Here is an 18,500-nt window from a genome sequence, read left to right on the forward strand (position 1 = left end):
GGAGGGTTATTGGTATGTTATATGAAGTAATGGAAGACAAGGTAAATAACGAGGTTGTCGATGCAGGTACTCCGGCTATAATAAAAGTTATAGGCGCCGGAGGAGGCGGTTCAAATGCCGTAAACAGGATGATGTCCAGCAATATGAGGTATGTTGACTTTATAGTTGCAAATACCGATTTACAGGCTTTACGTCATTCAAATGCTCCTTTAAAATTACCTATAGGAACAAAGATTACCAAGGGCTTGGGTTCAGGAGGAGACCCTGAAATAGGAGAGCAGGCTGCAATTGAAGATCGAGAAATAATTGCAAATGCAATAAAAGATGCAGACATGCTTTTTATAACGGCAGGCATGGGCGGGGGCACAGGTACCGGCTCAGCTCCGATTATTGCCGAAATTGCTAAGGAGCAGGGGATTTTAACCGTTGCCGTAGTTACAAAGCCGTTTGCATTTGAAGGCCGTAAAAGAATGAGCCTTGCAGAAGAAGGAATAAAGAAATTAAGAGAATCCGTAGACACAGTAATTACTATTCCTAATCAGCACTTATTGAATATGGTAGATCCTTCGACTCCTGTTGTAGAAGCTTTTAAAAAGGCTGATGATGTTTTACGTCAGGCTGTTCAAGGTATATCGGATTTAATTTATCAACATGGAGAAATTAATGTCGATTTAGCCGATGTTAAAGCCGTAATGAAAGCGCAGGGTAATGCTCATATGGGTGTAGGTATAGGGGAAGGACAAAATAGAGCCGTGGACGCTGCAACAAATGCACTTAACAATCCTTTACTTGAAGAAGCCAGAGTTGAAGGGGCTAAAAATCTTTTGGTAAATATTTGCGGAAGCGAAAAACTAACCATGCATGAACTTTCTGAGATTATGGATATCATTAATGCCGGAGCAGATCCTGATGTGGCTACTTTTTTCGGTGCAACCATAGATCCTTCCGTAGAAAACAAAGTTGTTGTTACACTTATTGCAACAGGTTTTAGATCAAACGATAAGTTTCCTATTGATGATGCAGCATCTAACAGGAAGCCTGTTCGTGATAATGCAGAAAACTTGGTATTTACAGATGATTCTTTTATGACTTCAAGAGAGTGGACTAAGGTTAATAAAACAACGCCTCCTACTCTTTCCGGGCTTGGATTAAGAAATAGGAGTGAGACATCTTCCGAAAAACATTATGAAGATATCTATGTTGCAGAAAGAAAGCCTTCTTTTAGCTCTATTGTTCCGCCTATGGAAAGTGATTTGGAAACTCCTGCATATTACAGAAATCAAAATGCTTTAAGATAGGAGGAAAATAAACTGACAAAGATACAGCTTCGGGCTTTTTACGGATTTTTAATTTCAGCGGAATCTCATTCCAAAGCAACAGCTCAAACCTATATTAATACTTTGCAATTATTTCAAGAACATATGTCCGATAGTTTAATTGAAAATGCAACGGAAGCCGACTGTATTGATTTTATTTTGCATAGATCCGAGTCCGGAATTATGGCTAAAACCATAGCCAAGGATATTGCAGCTCTTAATTCCTTTTTTAGATTTTTAATTATCGAAGGAGTTAGAAAAGATAATCCGAGTGAGAGTATCGAAAGACCAAAAAGGGAAAAGACCCTGCCCAGAGTTTTATCTCCGGATGAAGTAGACAGCCTTTTTGCTGCAATTCCTTTGGATTCTCCTAATAATATAAGAGATAGGGCTTTATTTGAGCTTATTTATTCTGCAGGTCTTAGAGTCAGCGAGATTGTTAATTTAAAAATGGAAGATATTTTTTATGATGAAGATTTAATTAAGGTTACGGGAAAGGGCAATAAAGAAAGAATTGTTCCTTTCGGCAGTGCCGCCAAGTATTGGCTTAAGCAATATATACTTGAAGCCCGTACCGAACTATTAAAACCTAAGCATCCTGAAAACACATTGATTTCAGGTTCCGTATTTTTAAATAACAGAGGAGCTGTTTTAACCAGAAAGGGAATTTGGAAAAGAATAAATGAGCTTTCAAATTTTTCCGGTATTGAAACAAAGGTTCATACTTTAAGACATTCTTATGCTACGCATTTACTTGCCGGAGGAGCGGATTTGAGATCTGTTCAATGTCTTTTGGGGCATTCCGATATTTCTACAACTCAAGTTTATACGCATATCGAGGATAAGTCGTTACAAATGTATCATAATAAATTTTTTGATACTAAAAAGTTAGAGCGAGGTATAAAATGAAAAAAAGATTTTGTTTTGTAATAATTACTTTGTTGTTAATTTTTATATTGGGAAGCTGTAACAAGGTTACAAGTATTCGAAGACTTCAAGAATTGGAAGAAGGAGTCAGTAATCCTAATACGGAGGCCGAATTAAAAGATGCTATAAGAAAATATGAAAAAAGAGTTGACGATATAATGATTGCAGAAGAAAGGATAGGTATTTGGTATAAAATACTCGGCTCAAGGTATATGGATCAAAAAATGTATAAAAAAGCATTAAAAGCTTTTCAATCTGCATTGGAGTATTATCCGGAGAATCAAAATTTATTTTATCAGGCCGGTCTTGCTGCAAGTTTAACGGCAAAAAATTCTTTAGATTTTGAATTGACCGGAACCGACATCGAGAAAAAAAGATATTTTGATCTTGCCGTTTCCGCTTATAAGCGTGCTCTTGAAATAGATCCTAAACATGCAAAGGCTGTTTATGCTCTATCGGTATTGTACATATTCGAATTAAATCGTCCTACCGAAGCAATTCCCATTTTAGAAAAAATTACCGAATGGGAAAAGAAACCTATAGATCATTTATTTTTACTTGGGGCTGCTTATTATATGACAGGTGAAAATGAAAAAGCTATTGCCGTTTATGAGCGCATTATCGAAATTTCAAGCAGCGCAGAAAAAAAAGCAAAAGCGGAAAGCAATATTAGGGAGATTAGGAGTTCGGGAGGAAGATAGAAAGTGAAGATATCCGAAAAAGAAAGTTTGTACATAGGATTATCTCATTGCTATTTTCTCAAAGGAAGGGAAAAGCTTGTTCTGTCGGAAAAGCTTGATTCCTTATCTTCTCTTGTGTCGCTTTCTCTAAAAGATATTTCGGAAATTATCGGCAGGCAGGTAAGGCCCAAAAAATGGGATAAAGATTTACTGAAATCCCTTACGGATTCAAGTATAAAACTTATGAGCTCATACGGCATAAGGATGCTTTATTTTTATGATTCGGATTTTCCTCCGCAGCTTAGGGAGATTCCCGATCATCCATTTACCGTTTTTTATAGAGGCCTTCTTCCTTCTCCTGAACAGCCTATGCTTGCGATGGTAGGAACAAGGCGGCCTACGGGGGACGGAATTGAACAAGCCTTGAATTTGGGAAAAGAATGTGCCGAAAAAAATATTCCTGTTGTGTCGGGATTGGCTTTCGGTATAGATTGTTTTTCTCATAAGGGCTGTCTTGAAGGAGAAGGTAAGACCTTGGCAGTATTGGCCTGCGGGCCTGAAATGATTTATCCCCGTTCAAATAAAAAACTTGCTGCAAATATTTTGGAATCTAGCGGTTGTATTTTAAGTGAATATGCTCCGGGAACGGAACCGTTGTCCTACCGCTTTCCCGAAAGAAATAGAATTATTTCGGGACTTTCGCGTTCCGTTTTAATTGTAGAAGCTCCAAAAAAATCGGGTGCTCTTATTACTGCGGATTTTGCCTTGGAGCAGGGCAGAGATGTTTATGTATGCGGCCTTCTTCTTAATTCTTTACAAAATGAAGGCGGTAAAGCCCTTTACGAACAAGGCGCATTTGCGATAAAATCCATAGATGATATTTTACATGATTGGAAATATCCTACGGAAAATAATTTAAGAAATAATCAGCAAAATATGCTGTTTACTAATTTATAGATTATGAGGTATTGATTTATGGAAAACACGATGAATGAAACAAAAAAAACTAAACGTACTGCAAAAAAAACAAAACAGCATTGCTTGGTTATAGTCGAGTCCCCCGCAAAGGCTAAGACAATCGAAAAATATTTAGGAGGCGATTATATCGTAAGAGCTTCTATGGGGCATTTGATAGATTTGCCTAAATCAAGATTGGCAATCGATATAGAACATAATTTTACTCCCGAATATATAACGGTTAGAGGGCGAGCTAAAATTTTAAAAGAACTAAAAAAGGAAGCAAAAAAATCTTCGAGCGTTTTTCTTGCAAGTGATAATGATAGAGAAGGGGAGGCTATTGCCTTTCATTTACATGAAGCCTTGCTTCCGGAATGTTCTTCTCCGATAAAAAGAATAGTTTTTAACGAAATTACTCCCAATGCAATCCAAGAAGCCGTAAAAAATCCCATGGATATAGACATGGGAAAGGTAAATGCTCAAAAATCCAGAAGAGTTTTGGATAGATTGGTCGGTTATAACCTATCTCCGCTTCTTTGGCAAAAAGTAAAAAACGGATTGTCGGCAGGTCGTGTTCAATCCGTTGCATTGCGTTTAATCTGTGAACGGGAAGAAGAGGTTGAAAATTTTATTCCTGATGAGTATTGGACTCTTGACGGAGATTTTAAATACAATAAAACTTCTTTTGAAGCTCAACTTGTAAAATACAAGGATAATAAGCCTGAATTAAAAAATCAAAAAGAGGTTGATGCAATCATCAAGGAGTTGAAGTCTTTACCTGCTGTTGTAGATGATATTAAGATAACGGAAAAAAGTATAAAGCCTCGCCCTCCGTTTACAACTTCTACATTGCAACAGGTTGCCGCAAACAGAATAGGCTTTACATCGAAAAAGACAATGCAGGTAGCCCAGCAGCTGTATGAAGGTGTTGCTGTCGGTTCTACCAGAGTCGGTTTGATTACCTATATGCGTACCGATTCGATAAGAATTTCCGATACGGCAATAGAGGCTGTCCGTAAATGGATTAATGAAAATCATCCTAAAGAATTGCCTGATGGGCCGAATGTATACGCAGCAGGAAAAAAAGCACAGGATGCACACGAGGCAATTCGTCCTACATACATTGAGTATACTCCTTCTTATTTAAAAGAATTCTTAACCCGTGATCAGTTAAGACTTTATTCTTTGATTTGGGAACGTTTTGTTTCAAGTCAAATGAAAAATGCAAAGACAAAAACATCGAGTTATGAAATAAAGGTGGGGGATGCCGTTTTTCGTGCAGCTTCTACAAAGATAACCGAAAAAGGTTTTTACACGGTTACAAAAACATTAATTTCAAAAGATGAAAAAGGAACTTCTCTTCCGTCTATGAAGGTGGGAGATGAAATAAGTATTGAAAGTTTAAGACCTGAACAGCATTTTACTCAAGGCCCTGCCCGTTATACGGATGCAAGTATCGTAAAAATGCTTGAAGAAAAAGGAATCGGAAGACCTTCAACCTATGCGCCTATTATTTCCGTTTTACTTGAACGCTATTATGTAACAAGATCTAATAAACAGCTTGTTCCGACTCAGCTGGGAAGAATTATCAACAATCTTTTAGTCAAAAATTTTTCCGAAATAATAGATGTAAACTTTACTGCCGGAATGGAAAACCGCTTGGACGAAGTAGCTGAAAATAAAATAGAATGGCCTAAATTGATGGAAAGTTTTTACGGTTCATTTAAAGAAAAAGTAGATACCGCTTTGGAAAATGTAGAAAGCATTAAAGGTTCGTTGGATGAAGTTACGGATATAGTCTGCGAAAAATGCGGAAACAAAATGGTAAAAAAACTTGGCCGCTTCGGAGTGTTTTTGGCTTGCAGTGCTTTCCCTGAATGTAAAAATACAAAATCGATTCCTTTGGCAAAATGTCCGCGTGAAGGCTGCGGAGGAGATATAATCGCACGTAAATCCAAAAAGAGAGGAAAAGAATTTTACGGATGTACTCATTTTCCCGAATGTGATTTTATTTCACACTTTAAACCTATCAATGCTTCTTGCCCGAAATGCGGCTGGTTTATGGTAGAAAAGTATGATAAGAAAAACGGAAACTATAAGGCTTGTATTAATCCTAATTGCGATTATTTACACAGTGTAGTTGAAGGTGTAGAAGATGTGGAGGTGGACAGAAGCAATGAATGAAGTATTTGAAAGCTACCTCACCTATAGTGCGGGAGTAAGGCAATTTACAAAAGCAACAATAGATTCTTATAAAAACGATTTGATTATTTTTGAAGAATGGCTAAAGGAGCTTGACTTAAATATTTTTGAATTAAAGGCTTCGGACATCAGGATTTTTATTGCGGAACTTGCAGATAAAAAAATTGCTCCGGCTTCAATTAACCGAATGATGTCTACGCTAAGAGGTTTTTATAAATATGCTCTAAGGTTTAATCTGACAAAAATGAACCCTATATCTTCTGTAAGGAATTTAAAACTTGCTCAAAAACTTCCTGTGTTTATGTTTCCAAAACAGGCACAAGAGTTTTGTCGGCTGCCTTCAAATGCCGGTATTCTTTGGGAAACAAGGGATGCTGCCTTATTTGCTTCTCTTTATTCTACCGGCTGCCGTGTTTCGGAATTAGCCGGACTCGATATAAAAGATTTGGATAAAACGCTTTCTTATGCCATTGTTTTTGGAAAAGGTAAAAAGGAAAGAAAGGTGTTTTTTGCAGAATTTGCAAAAGAATATTTGAGAGAGTATTTAAAAGAAAGGTCTGACTTGGTTGAAAAGTTTAAAGGCCAAGTTCAAAAAGACGGCAAGGGAAAAATTAGGGATACTCTTTTTATAAATCAAAAAGCTCAACCCTTAACAAGCAGGGGAATTCGGTATATAATAGACAGATATGTTGAGTTATCTCCCGAATTAAAACATCTTTCACCCCACGCTTTTAGACATAGTTTTGCATCGACATTGATTACACGCGGAGCGGATATAAGGGTTGTACAAGAATTGCTTGGACACGAAAGTGTTTCGACCACGCAAAGATATACGCATATTACGGCTGAGCAGCTTCAAAATTTATATAAGACTGCTCATCCTCATTCATAAATAGGAGTTATGATAAACAGTTCGGCAGAAATTCAGCCTCACTGTTTATCGGAATAGGAGTTTTAGATGAGTCAAAAAATAAGAAGCACTACGGTGATTGCCGTAAGGAAAGACGGAAAAATTGTTATGGCCGGAGACGGACAGGTAACCATGGGCGAAACAGTTATGAAGGGAAATGCCCGAAAGGTAAGAAAAATTTATGACGGAAAAATTATAACGGGCTTTGCCGGGGCAACGGCCGATGCCTTTACTCTTTTGGAAAAGTTTGAAATCAGGGTAAAAGAATTTTCAGGAGACCTGACCAGAGCTGCGGTAGAGCTTGCAAAAGATTGGCGCACCGATAAGATGCTCAAAAACTTACAGGCCCTTTTACTTGTAGCCGACTCAAAGACTACTCTTTTAATTTCGGGAAACGGAGATGTTATCGAGCCGGAAGAAGATGTGCTTGCAATAGGCTCCGGAGGAAATTATGCTTATGCTTCGGCTTTGGCTTTGATGCAAAACACAAATCTTTCCGCCCGTGAAATTGCGGAAAAGAGTTTACAGATTGCAGGAAAGATATGTATTTACACAAACGGAAAAATAATTACGGAGGAAATATAATGAACGAAGAATTAAAAGATTTGACGCCTAAACAAACTGTTGCAGAACTGGATAAATATATCATAGGACAAAACAAGGCGAAAAGAGCCGTTGCTATTGCTCTTCGTAACAGAATGCGCCGTCTCAAACTTCCCGAAGAAATCAGAGACGAAATAGCTCCTAAAAATATTTTGATGATAGGGCCTACGGGTGTAGGTAAAACCGAAATTGCAAGACGGCTTGCAAAATTGTCGGGAGCTCCTTTTTTAAAGGTAGAAGCTACAAAGTATACTGAAGTAGGTTATGTAGGCCGCGATGTCGAATCTATGATCAGGGATTTGATGGCTGTCGGCTACACAATGGTTAAAAGCGAAATGCAGGAAAAACTAAAAGAGCAAGCAGAAAAAAATACCGAAGAATCTTTATTGGATTTGCTTTTGCCCGGTTCAAATAAAAAGAAAACTGCCGCAACTTCTGCTCAGCCGCAAGATGTTTCTCAAGCCTCTAGCGGAACAACGATAAGCCTTCCAAGTGTGAGTTCTACGGCTCAGGCGGAAGAGCATAAGGCTCAAAATGAAAACGATATGAGCGGCACAAGGGAAAAGTTCCGCGTAATGCTCCGCGAAAATAAACTTGAAGATAAGATGGTTGAGGTTACTATTTCTCCTTCCATGGGAACTCCCACATTCGAATTTTTTGCAGGCGGTTCAAACATGGAAGATATTGAATCTGCAATGTCGAATATTTCCAGTATGCTTATGGGCGGAGCAAAATCAAAACGCAAAAATGTAAGCGTAAAAGAAGCCCGCGAAATTATAATGGCCGAACAGCTTGATCGTATGGTAGATCATGATAAGGTAACGGATGAGGCAAAGCAAAGGGTCGAGCAGATGGGAATTATATTTATTGACGAAATCGATAAGGTCGCTTCCCGTTCGGATCGCGGCGGCGGGCCCGATGTTTCAAGAGAGGGTGTTCAGCGCGATATTCTTCCCATAGTTGAAGGCTCTAAGGTTTCCACTAAATACGGCGTTGTCGATACCCGTCACATTCTTTTTATAGCAGCGGGAGCTTTTAGCGTATCAAAGCCGAGCGATTTAATCCCTGAATTTCAAGGACGCTTCCCCTTGCGGGTAGAGCTTGAAGCCTTGCATGCAGAAGATTTTAAACGCATTCTCCTTGAACCTAAAAATGCTTTGACCAAACAGTATGCAGAGCTTTTGGAAACCGAAGGCGTAAAAATTGAATTTTTAGATGAAGCCATTGATAGAATGAGTTTTTTGGCTGCCGATGTAAACAGCAAAAACGAAAACATTGGGGCAAGAAGGCTCCATACGATTATGGAAATGCTTTTAGAAGATATTTCGTTTAATGCAAGCGAAATGGGAGGCGAAACGGTAAAAATCGATGTAGCTTATGTGGATGAAAGGTTAAAAGATATAGTACAGGATCAGGATTTATCCCGATATATTCTATAATATGGTTAAGGGGTATTTAAAATTTGCCGAAAATATCCTTAGGAGTGAATTATGGGTTTTAATAGTTTTTTAAGAACAACGGATATACTGCACAGAGCCTTGGATGTAAACTCTTTACGCTATACCGTTACATCAAATAACCTTGCAAATTCGGATGTTCCTAATTTTAAGAGGACTGAGGTAAATTTTGAATCGGAGTTAAAAAGAGCTTTTGATTCGGAAAAAAATGCAAAAGGAGCTTTTCAGCTTGCAACGACTCATCCCTTGCATATAAAATCAAATGAGCCTATAGATTATAAAACGGTTGAGCCTGTGCGTGTTTTGGATTATTTGACTGCCGAAAAAGCAAACGGAAATAATGTAAACCCTGAAGATGAAGCTATGAAGGTATTAAAGATTCAAATGCAGTATCAGCTTTTAAGTATGATGGCAGGTTTTCAGTACAATCAGGTACAATCGGTTTTAAAGTAGAATAAGGAATCGGAGGAAAAAATATGGGATTGTTTACAAGTATAAATATTGCAGCTACGGGAATGGGTGTAGAGCGTCTTAGAACCGATGTAATATCAAACAATATTGCAAACGCTTCAAGCTTGGAAACCCAAGAAGGCGGCCCTTTTAAAAGAAGCCGTGTAATAGTCGGTCAAAAGAAAAGCGGTATCGACTGGCAGACTCCTTTTACTCCTCAAAATGTAGAAAGAGGAGTAGGTGAGGGCGTTAAAGTTCTTTCGATAGAAAAAGATACTTCCGATACCCGTTGGGTTTATGATCCGACCCATCCTAAGGCCTTAAAGTACGGTCCTAAGGAAGGATATGTAGAGTATCCTAATGTAAACATAGTTACGGAAATGGTGGATTTAATTTCGGCTTCAAGGGCTTATGAGGCAAACCTTGCCGTTGTAAACGGTGCAAAGGATATGTTCCAAAGAGCCTTGGATATTGCAAGATAAAATGAACGATAAAATATTTTAGTGGGAGGAAAAAATGGTAAACGCTGTAAATGTTGCAAATGTAAATTCGGTACCTGGGCTTTTGGATGTTCCGAAAATTAATGCTGTTGTTACCGATAATTTTAGAGCCAAAATGGTTTCAAATACCGACATGATTGAGCTTGCTGCAAATAAAGAAGCTGCAAGTTTTGAGCAGACAATTTTAAAAGCATTCGACAGCATGAATGCAAAGCAAACAAACATGGACAAGTTGGGAGAACAAATGATTGTCGATCCCGAATCGGTCGATGTTCATGATATAACGATGGGAATGGCCGAAGCAAGTTTGTCGCTTAAATTGGCGCAAACTATAATCGACCGTTTAGTAAAAACTTGGAATGATATTACTACAACGAGATAAAAATAGGCTGCAAGACTTTTAATTTAAAGTCTTGCAAAGCTCGTTCAGTACATGGGGGGAAACATGAACGAAAAGTTTAACAATCTAAAAACAAAGTTTGGGACGCTTTGGGGGAAATGGACAAAGCTCCAAAAAGGAATCATCATCGGGGTAATTGTACTTGCTCTGGTGTTGGTTGTCGTTCTCGGTAGATGGTCTTCAAAACCGACATCAGTAGCCGTAATAGACATGGCGATAACCGATGTTGATCTGCGTGATAGAATTATATTGCGCATTAATGAAGAAAATGTAAAAACTACAATCTCTTCCGATGGGATAATCTCGGTTGCCGATGAAGCAACAGCCAGAAGGATGAGGACTATCTTGTTGCGTGAGGATTTGATACCTAAGAATACAAGCCCTTGGGCATTCTTCGATGTTGAGCGTTATTCGCGTACCGATTTTGAGCGTGAGATTGATGTACGCCGTGCAATTACCGAGGAAGTCAAGAGACACTTAAAAGCATTGGACGATATTGATGATGCCAATGTTGTCGTCAGAATACCTGAAAAGGCCTTATTTGAATCGGAACAGCTTCCTGCAACTGCGACTGTTGTTATTACTCCTGCACCCGGAAGTGATATTTCGACCAATCGAAAGAAAATAGAAGGTATTCAAAAGATGCTCAGGCTTGCGGTTCCGGGATTAAAAAATGAAGATATTACGATAAGCGATGCTTCCGGAATTCCTTTAAACGATTTTGAAATTATGAAAGATGCCGACCGCTTAACTCTAATTGAAAAGCAGCAAAAATTTATTGCTAAACTTGAAAGGCAATATGGGGCCAATATACTTACTCCTTTACAAAAAATATACGGTGAAGACAGAGTTAGAGATATAAACGTTAAAATTGATATGGATATGTCTGAACGTTCTGCCGATACAACCGAAATACGCCCTACAGTTATCAAAGAAGATAATCCTGAGACTTCTTATGATGATTCTCAAGTAGTTCAATCGGTTACGGTAAGCTCTGAAAATGCAACGACTGTCTGGGAAGGAAGCGGGATAAATCCCCAGGGACCTACGGGAACTGAAGGACAAACTCCTCCTTCTTATCAAGATACAAGAAATTTAGTGGGACGCTCGACTCAGACCATCACAAAGGAAAACCATCTTGTAAGTTCAAGCCAGATAAAGGAAGTCTTCCTTCCGAAAATGGGAAGAAGGACCGTATCGGTAAACATTGACGGTGTTTGGGAAAAGAAAAAAGATGTTAACGGAAAATATATTATTAAAAACGGTGTGATTGAAAGAGAATATAAACCTCTTTCAGCTGAAGAAATAAAGCAGGCCGAAAAAATAATTAAAGATGCCATAGGATTTGATGCAAGCCGAAAAGATTCCGTAAGTGTCGTAAATGTTAAGGTTGATAGAACTTCTCAGTTTGAACTGGAAGATAAGGAATATTTTAAGGCTCTGCAAAGACAAACCATATTCTTACTTTCGTTAGCAGGAATAGCATTAATATTGATCTTCTTTATATTGTATAGAATTATAAGCCGTGAGATTGAAAGAAGAAAAAGACTCCGCGAAGAAGAACTTCTGCGTCAGGCACAGCTGGAGCGTGAAAGAATGTTGTATGATCAGCAGATGGCTGATGCCGATGTTTCAATGACGGTTGAAGAGCGAAGACGTCAGGAGCTTCAAGAAAATGCTATCAATATGGCTAGGGAACATCCTGAAGATGTTGCTCTCTTAATTAGAACTTGGCTCATGGAGGAATAATATGGCTGTAGCACCTGCAAAAGAAAGAGGCAGTTCAAAAAAAGGTAAGGATATTAATTCTCTTACCGGAAGACAAAAGGCTGCAATATTCTTAGTATCTCTCGGAGGTGAAATCTCCGCTAAAATAATGGAAAGACTTCGTGAAGATGAAGTCGAAAAAATAGTTTTTGAGATTGCAAGAACCGAAACTGTGGAAGCGGAATTAAAAGATGCCGTTCTCCAAGAGTTTCAGGATTTAATGACTGCTCAAAACTTTATAACAACAGGCGGTATAGACTATGCAAGGGATGTTCTGGAAAAAACTTTTGGTAGCCAAAAAGCTATCGAAATAATAAACAGACTCACGAGCTCTCTCCAAGTTCGTCCATTTGATTTTATTCGAAGAACTGATCCTGCGCACTTATTGAACTTCATTCAGCAAGAGCATCCACAGACAATTGCTTTGATTCTTGCCTACCTTGAGCCGCAAAAGGCCTCGGTGATTTTGCAAAATCTTCCCGATGAAATTCAAAGCGATGTAGCAAGACGCGTTGCAACCATGGATACAACTTCCCCCGATGTTCTCCGTGAAGTTGAACGCGTTTTGGAAAAGAAGCTTTCTACTGTTTCAAGTGAAGACTATACTGCAGCGGGCGGTGTCGACAGCATCGTTGAGATTCTTAACCTTGTTGACCGTTCTTCTGAAAAATCCATTATCGAATCTCTTGAAGACGAAGATCCCGACTTGGCAGAAGAAATCAAGAAGAAGATGTTCGTATTCGAAGACATTGTTATGCTTGACGATAGATCCATCAGTAAGGTTCTGCGCGAAGTTAATAACGATGAAATGGCTAAAGCTCTTAAACAGGTTGATGCCGAAGTTCAAGATAAGATATTTAGGAATATGTCTAAGCGTGCAGGTGCCATGCTCCGCGATGAAATGGAATACATGGGACCGATACGTGTTAAAGATGTTGAAGAAGCTCAGCAGAAGATTGTTTCGATTATCAGACACTTGGAGGATAAGGGTGAAATTGTTATCGCCAGATCCGAAGAGGATGAATTGGTATAAAATAAAACGGAGAATTGCTTATGGCTAAGACTATTTTTAGAGGCTTTGAGGTAAACAAAAACAATAACGATGTAGTGTTTTTACAGCTTAATAAAACTTTTCAAGAAGAACCTGAAGAAATTATTGAAGAAAAGGTTCCGGTTTATGAAGGTCCGACTGTTGAAGATTTAAAAAAAGAAGCTGAGGATTTTAAACTCGAATGGGAAAAGCAAAAAGAAAAAATGATTTCCGATGCTAAAGCTGAAGCCGATAAAATTATTGAAGATGCTCAAAATGCAGCCTTTGATGAGGTAAAAAGGCAGACAGATGAAGCTCAAGTTATTGCTCAAAATGCAAAAAAAGATGCTGAAGATATTATAGCCGAAGCCGAGCAAAAAGCCAGAGATATAATAGCCGATTCCGAAAAAAACAAAGATTCCGTAAACCGTGATGCTTATAAAGAAGGTTTTAATCGCGGCCGTGAAGAAGGTTTTAAAGAAGGAAATCTTGAAGTGCAACGCCTAACCGATCGTCTTCATACAATAATAAATAAGACAATGGATAGGCGCCAAGAAATTCTTTCTGAAACCGAGCAGCAAATAGTGGATCTTGTTCTTTTGATGACAAGAAAGGTTGTTAAAGTTATTTCCGAAAATCAGAGAAATGTTGTAGTTTCCAATGTTGTTCATGCTTTACGAAAAGTAAAGGGCAGGGGTGATGTGGTTATACGAGTTAATCTTGCTGATGTTAAGATGACTACGGAACACATTCAAAACTTCATATCCGCTGCAGAAAATATTAAAAATATTACGGTGGTTGAAGATTCTACTGTTGATCAAGGCGGATGTATCATTGAAACGGACTTCGGAGCAGTGGATGCACGTATAGCAAGTCAGCTTAACGAACTTGAGCAAAAGATTTTGGAAATATCTCCTATTAAAACAAAGATAAAGACCGGAAATATTTAAGGTGCCGATATGGTAGATCTGTTTGATAAATATACCAATGCTGTCTCAGAAACCGATCCGATAAAATTTACCGGACGTGTAGTCCGTGTTCATGATAAATTAATTGAAAGTGAAGGTCCTGTGGCTTCCGTAGGAGAACTTTGCCAGATTATTACGGATGATAATCCTGATGGATTAAAGGCTGAGGTTGTAGGCTTAAACGGAACTATCGTTCAGCTTATGAGTTATACCGATGTGCAAGGTGTAAAAATAGGTGACCTTGTTATTGCAAGCGGAGAAATTCTATCCGTCCCGGTTGGAAATATTTTACTGGGCCGTGTTGTAGATGCTTTATGTAAATCTGCTGACGGTAAACCTGAGCCTTATTCGGCAAAAAGATATCCTGTTGTAGCTTCTCCCCCGGATGCTATGACCCGAAAGCCCATAAGACAAAGAATAGTTACCGGTATCCGTGCTATCGATAGTCTTTTGGCAGTGGGGCGCGGACAGCGTCTTGGTATTTTTGCAGGTACCGGTATCGGAAAATCTACCTTGCTTGGAATGATAGCTCGAAACACAAATGCCGACGTAAATGTTATAGCTCTTATAGGAGAGCGCGGACGTGAAGTTTTGGATTTTATTGAGCATGATCTGGGACCTGAAGGTTTAAAACATTCGGTAATTGTAAGTGCAACCTCCGATCAAAGTGCTCTTGCAAGAATAAGAGGAGCATACACCGCTACGGCCATTGCAGAATACTTTAGAGATCAAGGAAAAGATGTTATGCTTCTTTTTGATTCCGTAACACGCTTTGCTATGGCACAAAGAGAGATAGGACTTGCCATAGGAGAGCCTCCTGCAACTCGCGGATATACTCCCAGTGTTTTTAGTTCGCTTCCTAAACTGCTTGAAAGAAGCGGTACCTCCGAAAAAGGTTCCATTACAGGATTTTATACCGTATTAGTTGAAGGTGACGATATGAACGAGCCGATTTCGGATGCCGTACGAGGTATTTTAGATGGTCATATTGTATTGGATAGAAATCTTGCCGAAAGAGGACAATATCCTGCCGTTAATGTTTTAAAAAGTATTTCCAGATTATCCAACAGAGTATCGGGACCAAACACAAAGGATGCATCAAAACGAATGCGCACATTATTAAAAGACTATACCGAATCCGAAGATATGATAAATCTCGGTGCTTATCAAAAAGGAAGCAGTGCAGCAATCGATGATGCTATCGATCACTATCCGCGTATTTATGATTTTTTAACACAAGAGGTGGATGATCCTGCAAAACTAAAAGACACTTTACAAAAACTTTCGGATATTACGGGTATAGATATTCCTCCCGAAGAATTTGATGAAGCAGGTTTGGGTGTTGGGGCTATAAAAAAATATGCTCAAAGTTCTGAGGCCTCCGCATTATATAAACCGGATCGAGAGGTTAATTAATGAAAAGGTTTGAGTTTCGGCTTGAAAAACTTTTGAACTTACGCGAATTTTATGAACATCAGGCAGAAATTGACTTGGCTCATGCCATTGCTCATAAAGATTATATAGATCTGCAATTAAAGCAGATTGCTAAGTTAAAAGTAAAAACAGGTACCGAATTTAATCCTGAGACCGATAAAATTGATATAACCGATCTTCATAATGCCCAAAATTATATTATACTCTTAGATAAAAAAAAGGATGAATTATTAGAAAAACTAGTTCTTGCAGAACAAATTATTGAAGAAAAAAGAAAGATTTACATTGAGGCTGCATCAAAACGCAAAGTAATTTCAAAATTAAAAGAAAAAAAACGGGCGCTATGGGAAAAAGAAAATATAAAAGCGGAAGAAACATATATCGATGATATTGTTACTTATAAATTCGGTCAAAATAAAACAATTGCAGTTAATAACTATAATTAATTAAGGATGAGTACATGTTAAGTGTTTTTTTAGAAATAATATATGAAAGACAATTGCGTAAAATTAATTTGAAAATCCTTACCGATTTTATTAACTTAATAAAGGAAGAATCTTTATCAAACGGAGCAGAGTTTATACAGGTTCAAGGCGGATTTTATTTTTTATTTAAAAAAAAATCGATTGCTTATGCCTTTTCTACTGCCAGATTTTTATATAATGTAAATAAAATATTAATTTCATATAAAAATAAAATTTCCGAAGTAAGATGTATTACCGACTATTATGAAGAAGATGTTTCAAATGAAGCTTTATTCGAATCTTTATCCTTGTATAAAAAACAATTAATACCGGAGATGGGAATGTTTGCTTCAAGAGAGGCCGCCAATAAACTTTCTAAATATATTGATTTTAATGAAACGGATTCTTCAATTTTGTTATGTAATGCATTTAAATTTTTTGAAAATATTAATTTAACTTCTAATAAAAATGCCGATAAGAATGCTTCTATAATATTGCATCGGAATGATAATTATTTTTGGTCTATATATAATTTTATTTTGGCTAATCCTTTGGATAATGATTCTTTAAAAGCCATGAGTAATGAAGATAGAATTTCTTTTTTAGCTACAAAAAATGTTTATATTTATCTAAAAAAACATAGATTTTCTAAGGATATGCCTCAATATTTTATCGATGCTTTTTTGACAAATGCTGCAATATACTTAAAAAATTACATAAAAAAACAAAATGGAAGGAGGTCTGTAAAAGTTTTAATAGATAATCTTAACGATAAAAAAAATTTGGACGAAGCTGAAAAAATATATGCAGTTAATAAATATATGGAAATAGAGGCTTTGGATTCTTCTTTACCTTCAATATATAATATTCCTGATGATTTATTACAGCTGATATATATTATTCTTGTTTCAAGTAAATATTTTTTCTATGATGAGATTACAGATTTTTTAGTTTCATTGAATAAAAGCAAGGCTTTTTTTGATGATGTTTATGCTTGGATGTATTCAATGGGGATTATTTTAGTTGAGAATAATATCTATGCCGTGCCTTATGGCTTACCTGAAATTATTGAAAGACGTATTAATCTTAGCAAAAACATGGTAGATTCAAATATAACCGAATATTTATGGGCTAAATATAAAAAAGGAATTTTAAATGCAAATTCCGATGCAGAAAAAATATTCGATTCTTTAAATTTTAAATGTAAACCCGATTTTTTGCTTGCTTCAATATTTCATAATTATTCCGACTCTTCTATTGAAGGTTTAGATCTAAAGAAATATAAGAATGAAATTTTTTATGACGCATTAAAATATTATCAAAATTCTATTATTGCAAATATAGATGATAGTACTGCAAAATCCTATGCATATTTAAAAACTGCAATCGGTTTTTTTCAAGAAAATAAATTGGAATCGGGAGAGTATAGAGCTTTTTCTTTGCTTGCCTTCTTTAATTTAATGCAAAATAAAATATCCGATGCTATTACTTATTTTTCTTATGCTCTTGATAATGCCGAGCATTCTCATGATACATCCTTTATCTGTGATGCATTATTTAATATTAGTATCGTTTATTTCTTACAAAATAACTTAAAGCAATCTATAACTTTTTTAGATCGTTTAGCTGCTGCCGTTGATGAATATTTTGAACAGGATTGGAAAATTCCATATCTTTTTATGAAAGGCCGTGTTTATTTGCAAATAGGAGAATTTAATAAGGCTGCAGACAGTTTTAGAATGGCATCGGATTTTGCTGATTTATATTTTGATAAAATAGAACCGTTATGTAAATCTTGGTATGGCCGTTCTTTAATTTATATGGGACAAATAAAAAACGGTCAAGAGATTTTAATAAAATATATCGATTATACCGATGATGCATTATTATTTTTGCTTGAATCTTTTTTATTCTATCCTGTTTTAAATAATGACTTTGAAAAAATGGATTTGGATATATCTTCTATTTATAGTGCATATAATAATTCCGGCCTAACGGATTTTATAAACTTAAAATCAGGTTTTAGTATTGCTGAAGATCTGATCTGGTCCAATATATATGACATGTCTATTGGGAAAAAGATGTTTGATGCTTTTTATAATTATTATAATTGTAAAATTAACTTTTCAAAGATGTATGATATTGAAGAATGTAAGATTCTTTTATCAAATCTGGAAGCATCGGCTGTTGAATCCCTGTATCAAAATGATCCTTATTCATCTTTATATATGTATCTATGTTATGATTTATCTGTTAAGTTATACGGGGAAAATTCTTCTCAAACTATTGCTTATCTAAGCAAGGCTTTTAAATCAATGCAAAAAAATGTATTGGCGATAGGTGAAAACGATATACGTGACAAGTATATGCAAAATAATTTATGGAACTCAAAACTTTTTAAGGTTGCGAAGAATCAAAAACTTATTTAACCTTGG

At 36.9% G+C, this 18,500-nt stretch carries 17 protein-coding genes; all 17 read left to right on the forward strand.

Features of this window, described 5'->3' with window-relative positions:
* Positions 1-14: 14 nt before the first annotated feature.
* Positions 15-1,298, forward strand: a complete 1,284-nt coding sequence (gene ftsZ / locus TDE_RS05780) for a cell division protein FtsZ (RefSeq protein ID WP_002678695.1) — start codon at positions 15-17, stop codon at positions 1,296-1,298.
* 12 nt (positions 1,299-1,310) lie between these two features.
* Positions 1,311-2,225: a site-specific tyrosine recombinase gene (locus TDE_RS05785; protein ID WP_044909847.1), complete on the forward strand. Its 915-nt coding sequence runs from the start codon at positions 1,311-1,313 to the stop codon at positions 2,223-2,225.
* On the forward strand, positions 2,222-2,944 hold the full coding sequence (locus tag TDE_RS05790; protein WP_002678696.1) for a tetratricopeptide repeat protein: 723 nt from the start codon (positions 2,222-2,224) through the stop codon (positions 2,942-2,944). The genes TDE_RS05785 and TDE_RS05790 overlap by 4 nt, the downstream gene beginning before the upstream one ends.
* Before the next feature lie 3 nt (positions 2,945-2,947).
* Entirely contained in the window at positions 2,948-3,880 is a 933-nt protein-coding gene (gene dprA, locus TDE_RS05795) for a DNA-processing protein DprA (RefSeq protein ID WP_002677699.1), read from the forward strand.
* Positions 3,881-3,898: 18 nt separating this feature from the next.
* Positions 3,899-6,064, forward strand: coding sequence for a type I DNA topoisomerase (gene topA, locus TDE_RS05800; RefSeq protein WP_002678704.1), 2,166 nt, complete (start codon positions 3,899-3,901; stop codon positions 6,062-6,064).
* The gene (locus TDE_RS05805; protein WP_002678705.1) at positions 6,057-6,974 is read left to right on the forward strand and encodes a tyrosine recombinase XerC; all 918 of its coding nucleotides are present in this window, start codon (positions 6,057-6,059) and stop codon (positions 6,972-6,974) included. Before topA ends, TDE_RS05805 begins: the two co-directional genes overlap by 8 nt.
* Before the next feature lie 66 nt (positions 6,975-7,040).
* Positions 7,041-7,577 carry an ATP-dependent protease subunit HslV gene (gene hslV, locus TDE_RS05810; RefSeq protein WP_002668456.1) on the forward strand — a complete coding sequence of 179 codons (537 nt, stop codon included), beginning with the start codon at positions 7,041-7,043 and terminating at the stop codon, positions 7,575-7,577.
* Positions 7,577-9,034: an ATP-dependent protease ATPase subunit HslU gene (hslU, locus tag TDE_RS05815; RefSeq protein ID WP_002677705.1), complete on the forward strand. Its 1,458-nt coding sequence runs from the start codon at positions 7,577-7,579 to the stop codon at positions 9,032-9,034. Before hslV ends, hslU begins: the two co-directional genes overlap by 1 nt.
* Positions 9,035-9,085: 51 nt before the next feature.
* Entirely contained in the window at positions 9,086-9,505 is a 420-nt protein-coding gene (gene flgB, locus TDE_RS05820; RefSeq protein WP_002668460.1) for a flagellar basal body rod protein FlgB, read from the forward strand.
* A 23-nt stretch (positions 9,506-9,528) separates the two neighbouring features.
* Positions 9,529-9,984: a flagellar basal body rod protein FlgC gene (gene flgC, locus TDE_RS05825; RefSeq protein WP_002671661.1), complete on the forward strand. Its 456-nt coding sequence runs from the start codon at positions 9,529-9,531 to the stop codon at positions 9,982-9,984.
* A gap of 34 nt (positions 9,985-10,018) precedes the next feature.
* Entirely contained in the window at positions 10,019-10,384 is a 366-nt protein-coding gene (gene fliE, locus TDE_RS05830; protein WP_002671660.1) for a flagellar hook-basal body complex protein FliE, read from the forward strand.
* Positions 10,385-10,447: 63 nt separating this feature from the next.
* Positions 10,448-12,151 carry a flagellar basal-body MS-ring/collar protein FliF gene (gene fliF, locus TDE_RS05835; protein ID WP_002678706.1) on the forward strand — a complete coding sequence of 568 codons (1,704 nt, stop codon included), beginning with the start codon at positions 10,448-10,450 and terminating at the stop codon, positions 12,149-12,151.
* A gap of 1 nt (position 12,152) precedes the next feature.
* The gene (fliG, locus tag TDE_RS05840) at positions 12,153-13,202 is read left to right on the forward strand and encodes a flagellar motor switch protein FliG (protein ID WP_002668469.1); all 1,050 of its coding nucleotides are present in this window, start codon (positions 12,153-12,155) and stop codon (positions 13,200-13,202) included.
* Positions 13,203-13,222: 20 nt separating this feature from the next.
* Entirely contained in the window at positions 13,223-14,149 is a 927-nt protein-coding gene (fliH, locus tag TDE_RS05845; RefSeq protein ID WP_002668471.1) for a flagellar assembly protein FliH, read from the forward strand.
* A gap of 9 nt (positions 14,150-14,158) precedes the next feature.
* Positions 14,159-15,583, forward strand: a complete 1,425-nt coding sequence (gene fliI, locus TDE_RS05850) for a flagellar protein export ATPase FliI (protein WP_002678707.1) — start codon at positions 14,159-14,161, stop codon at positions 15,581-15,583.
* A complete protein-coding gene (gene fliJ / locus TDE_RS05855) occupies positions 15,583-16,047 on the forward strand; it encodes a flagellar export protein FliJ (protein ID WP_002678708.1) in 465 nt (154 codons plus the stop codon). Before fliI ends, fliJ begins: the two co-directional genes overlap by 1 nt.
* Before the next feature lie 14 nt (positions 16,048-16,061).
* Positions 16,062-18,494 carry a tetratricopeptide repeat protein gene (locus TDE_RS05860; protein WP_010956927.1) on the forward strand — a complete coding sequence of 811 codons (2,433 nt, stop codon included), beginning with the start codon at positions 16,062-16,064 and terminating at the stop codon, positions 18,492-18,494.
* Positions 18,495-18,500 lie beyond the last annotated feature (6 nt).

The sequence above is a fragment of the Treponema denticola ATCC 35405 genome (assembly GCF_000008185.1).
GTDB lineage: Bacteria > Spirochaetota > Spirochaetia > Treponematales > Treponemataceae > Treponema_B > Treponema_B denticola.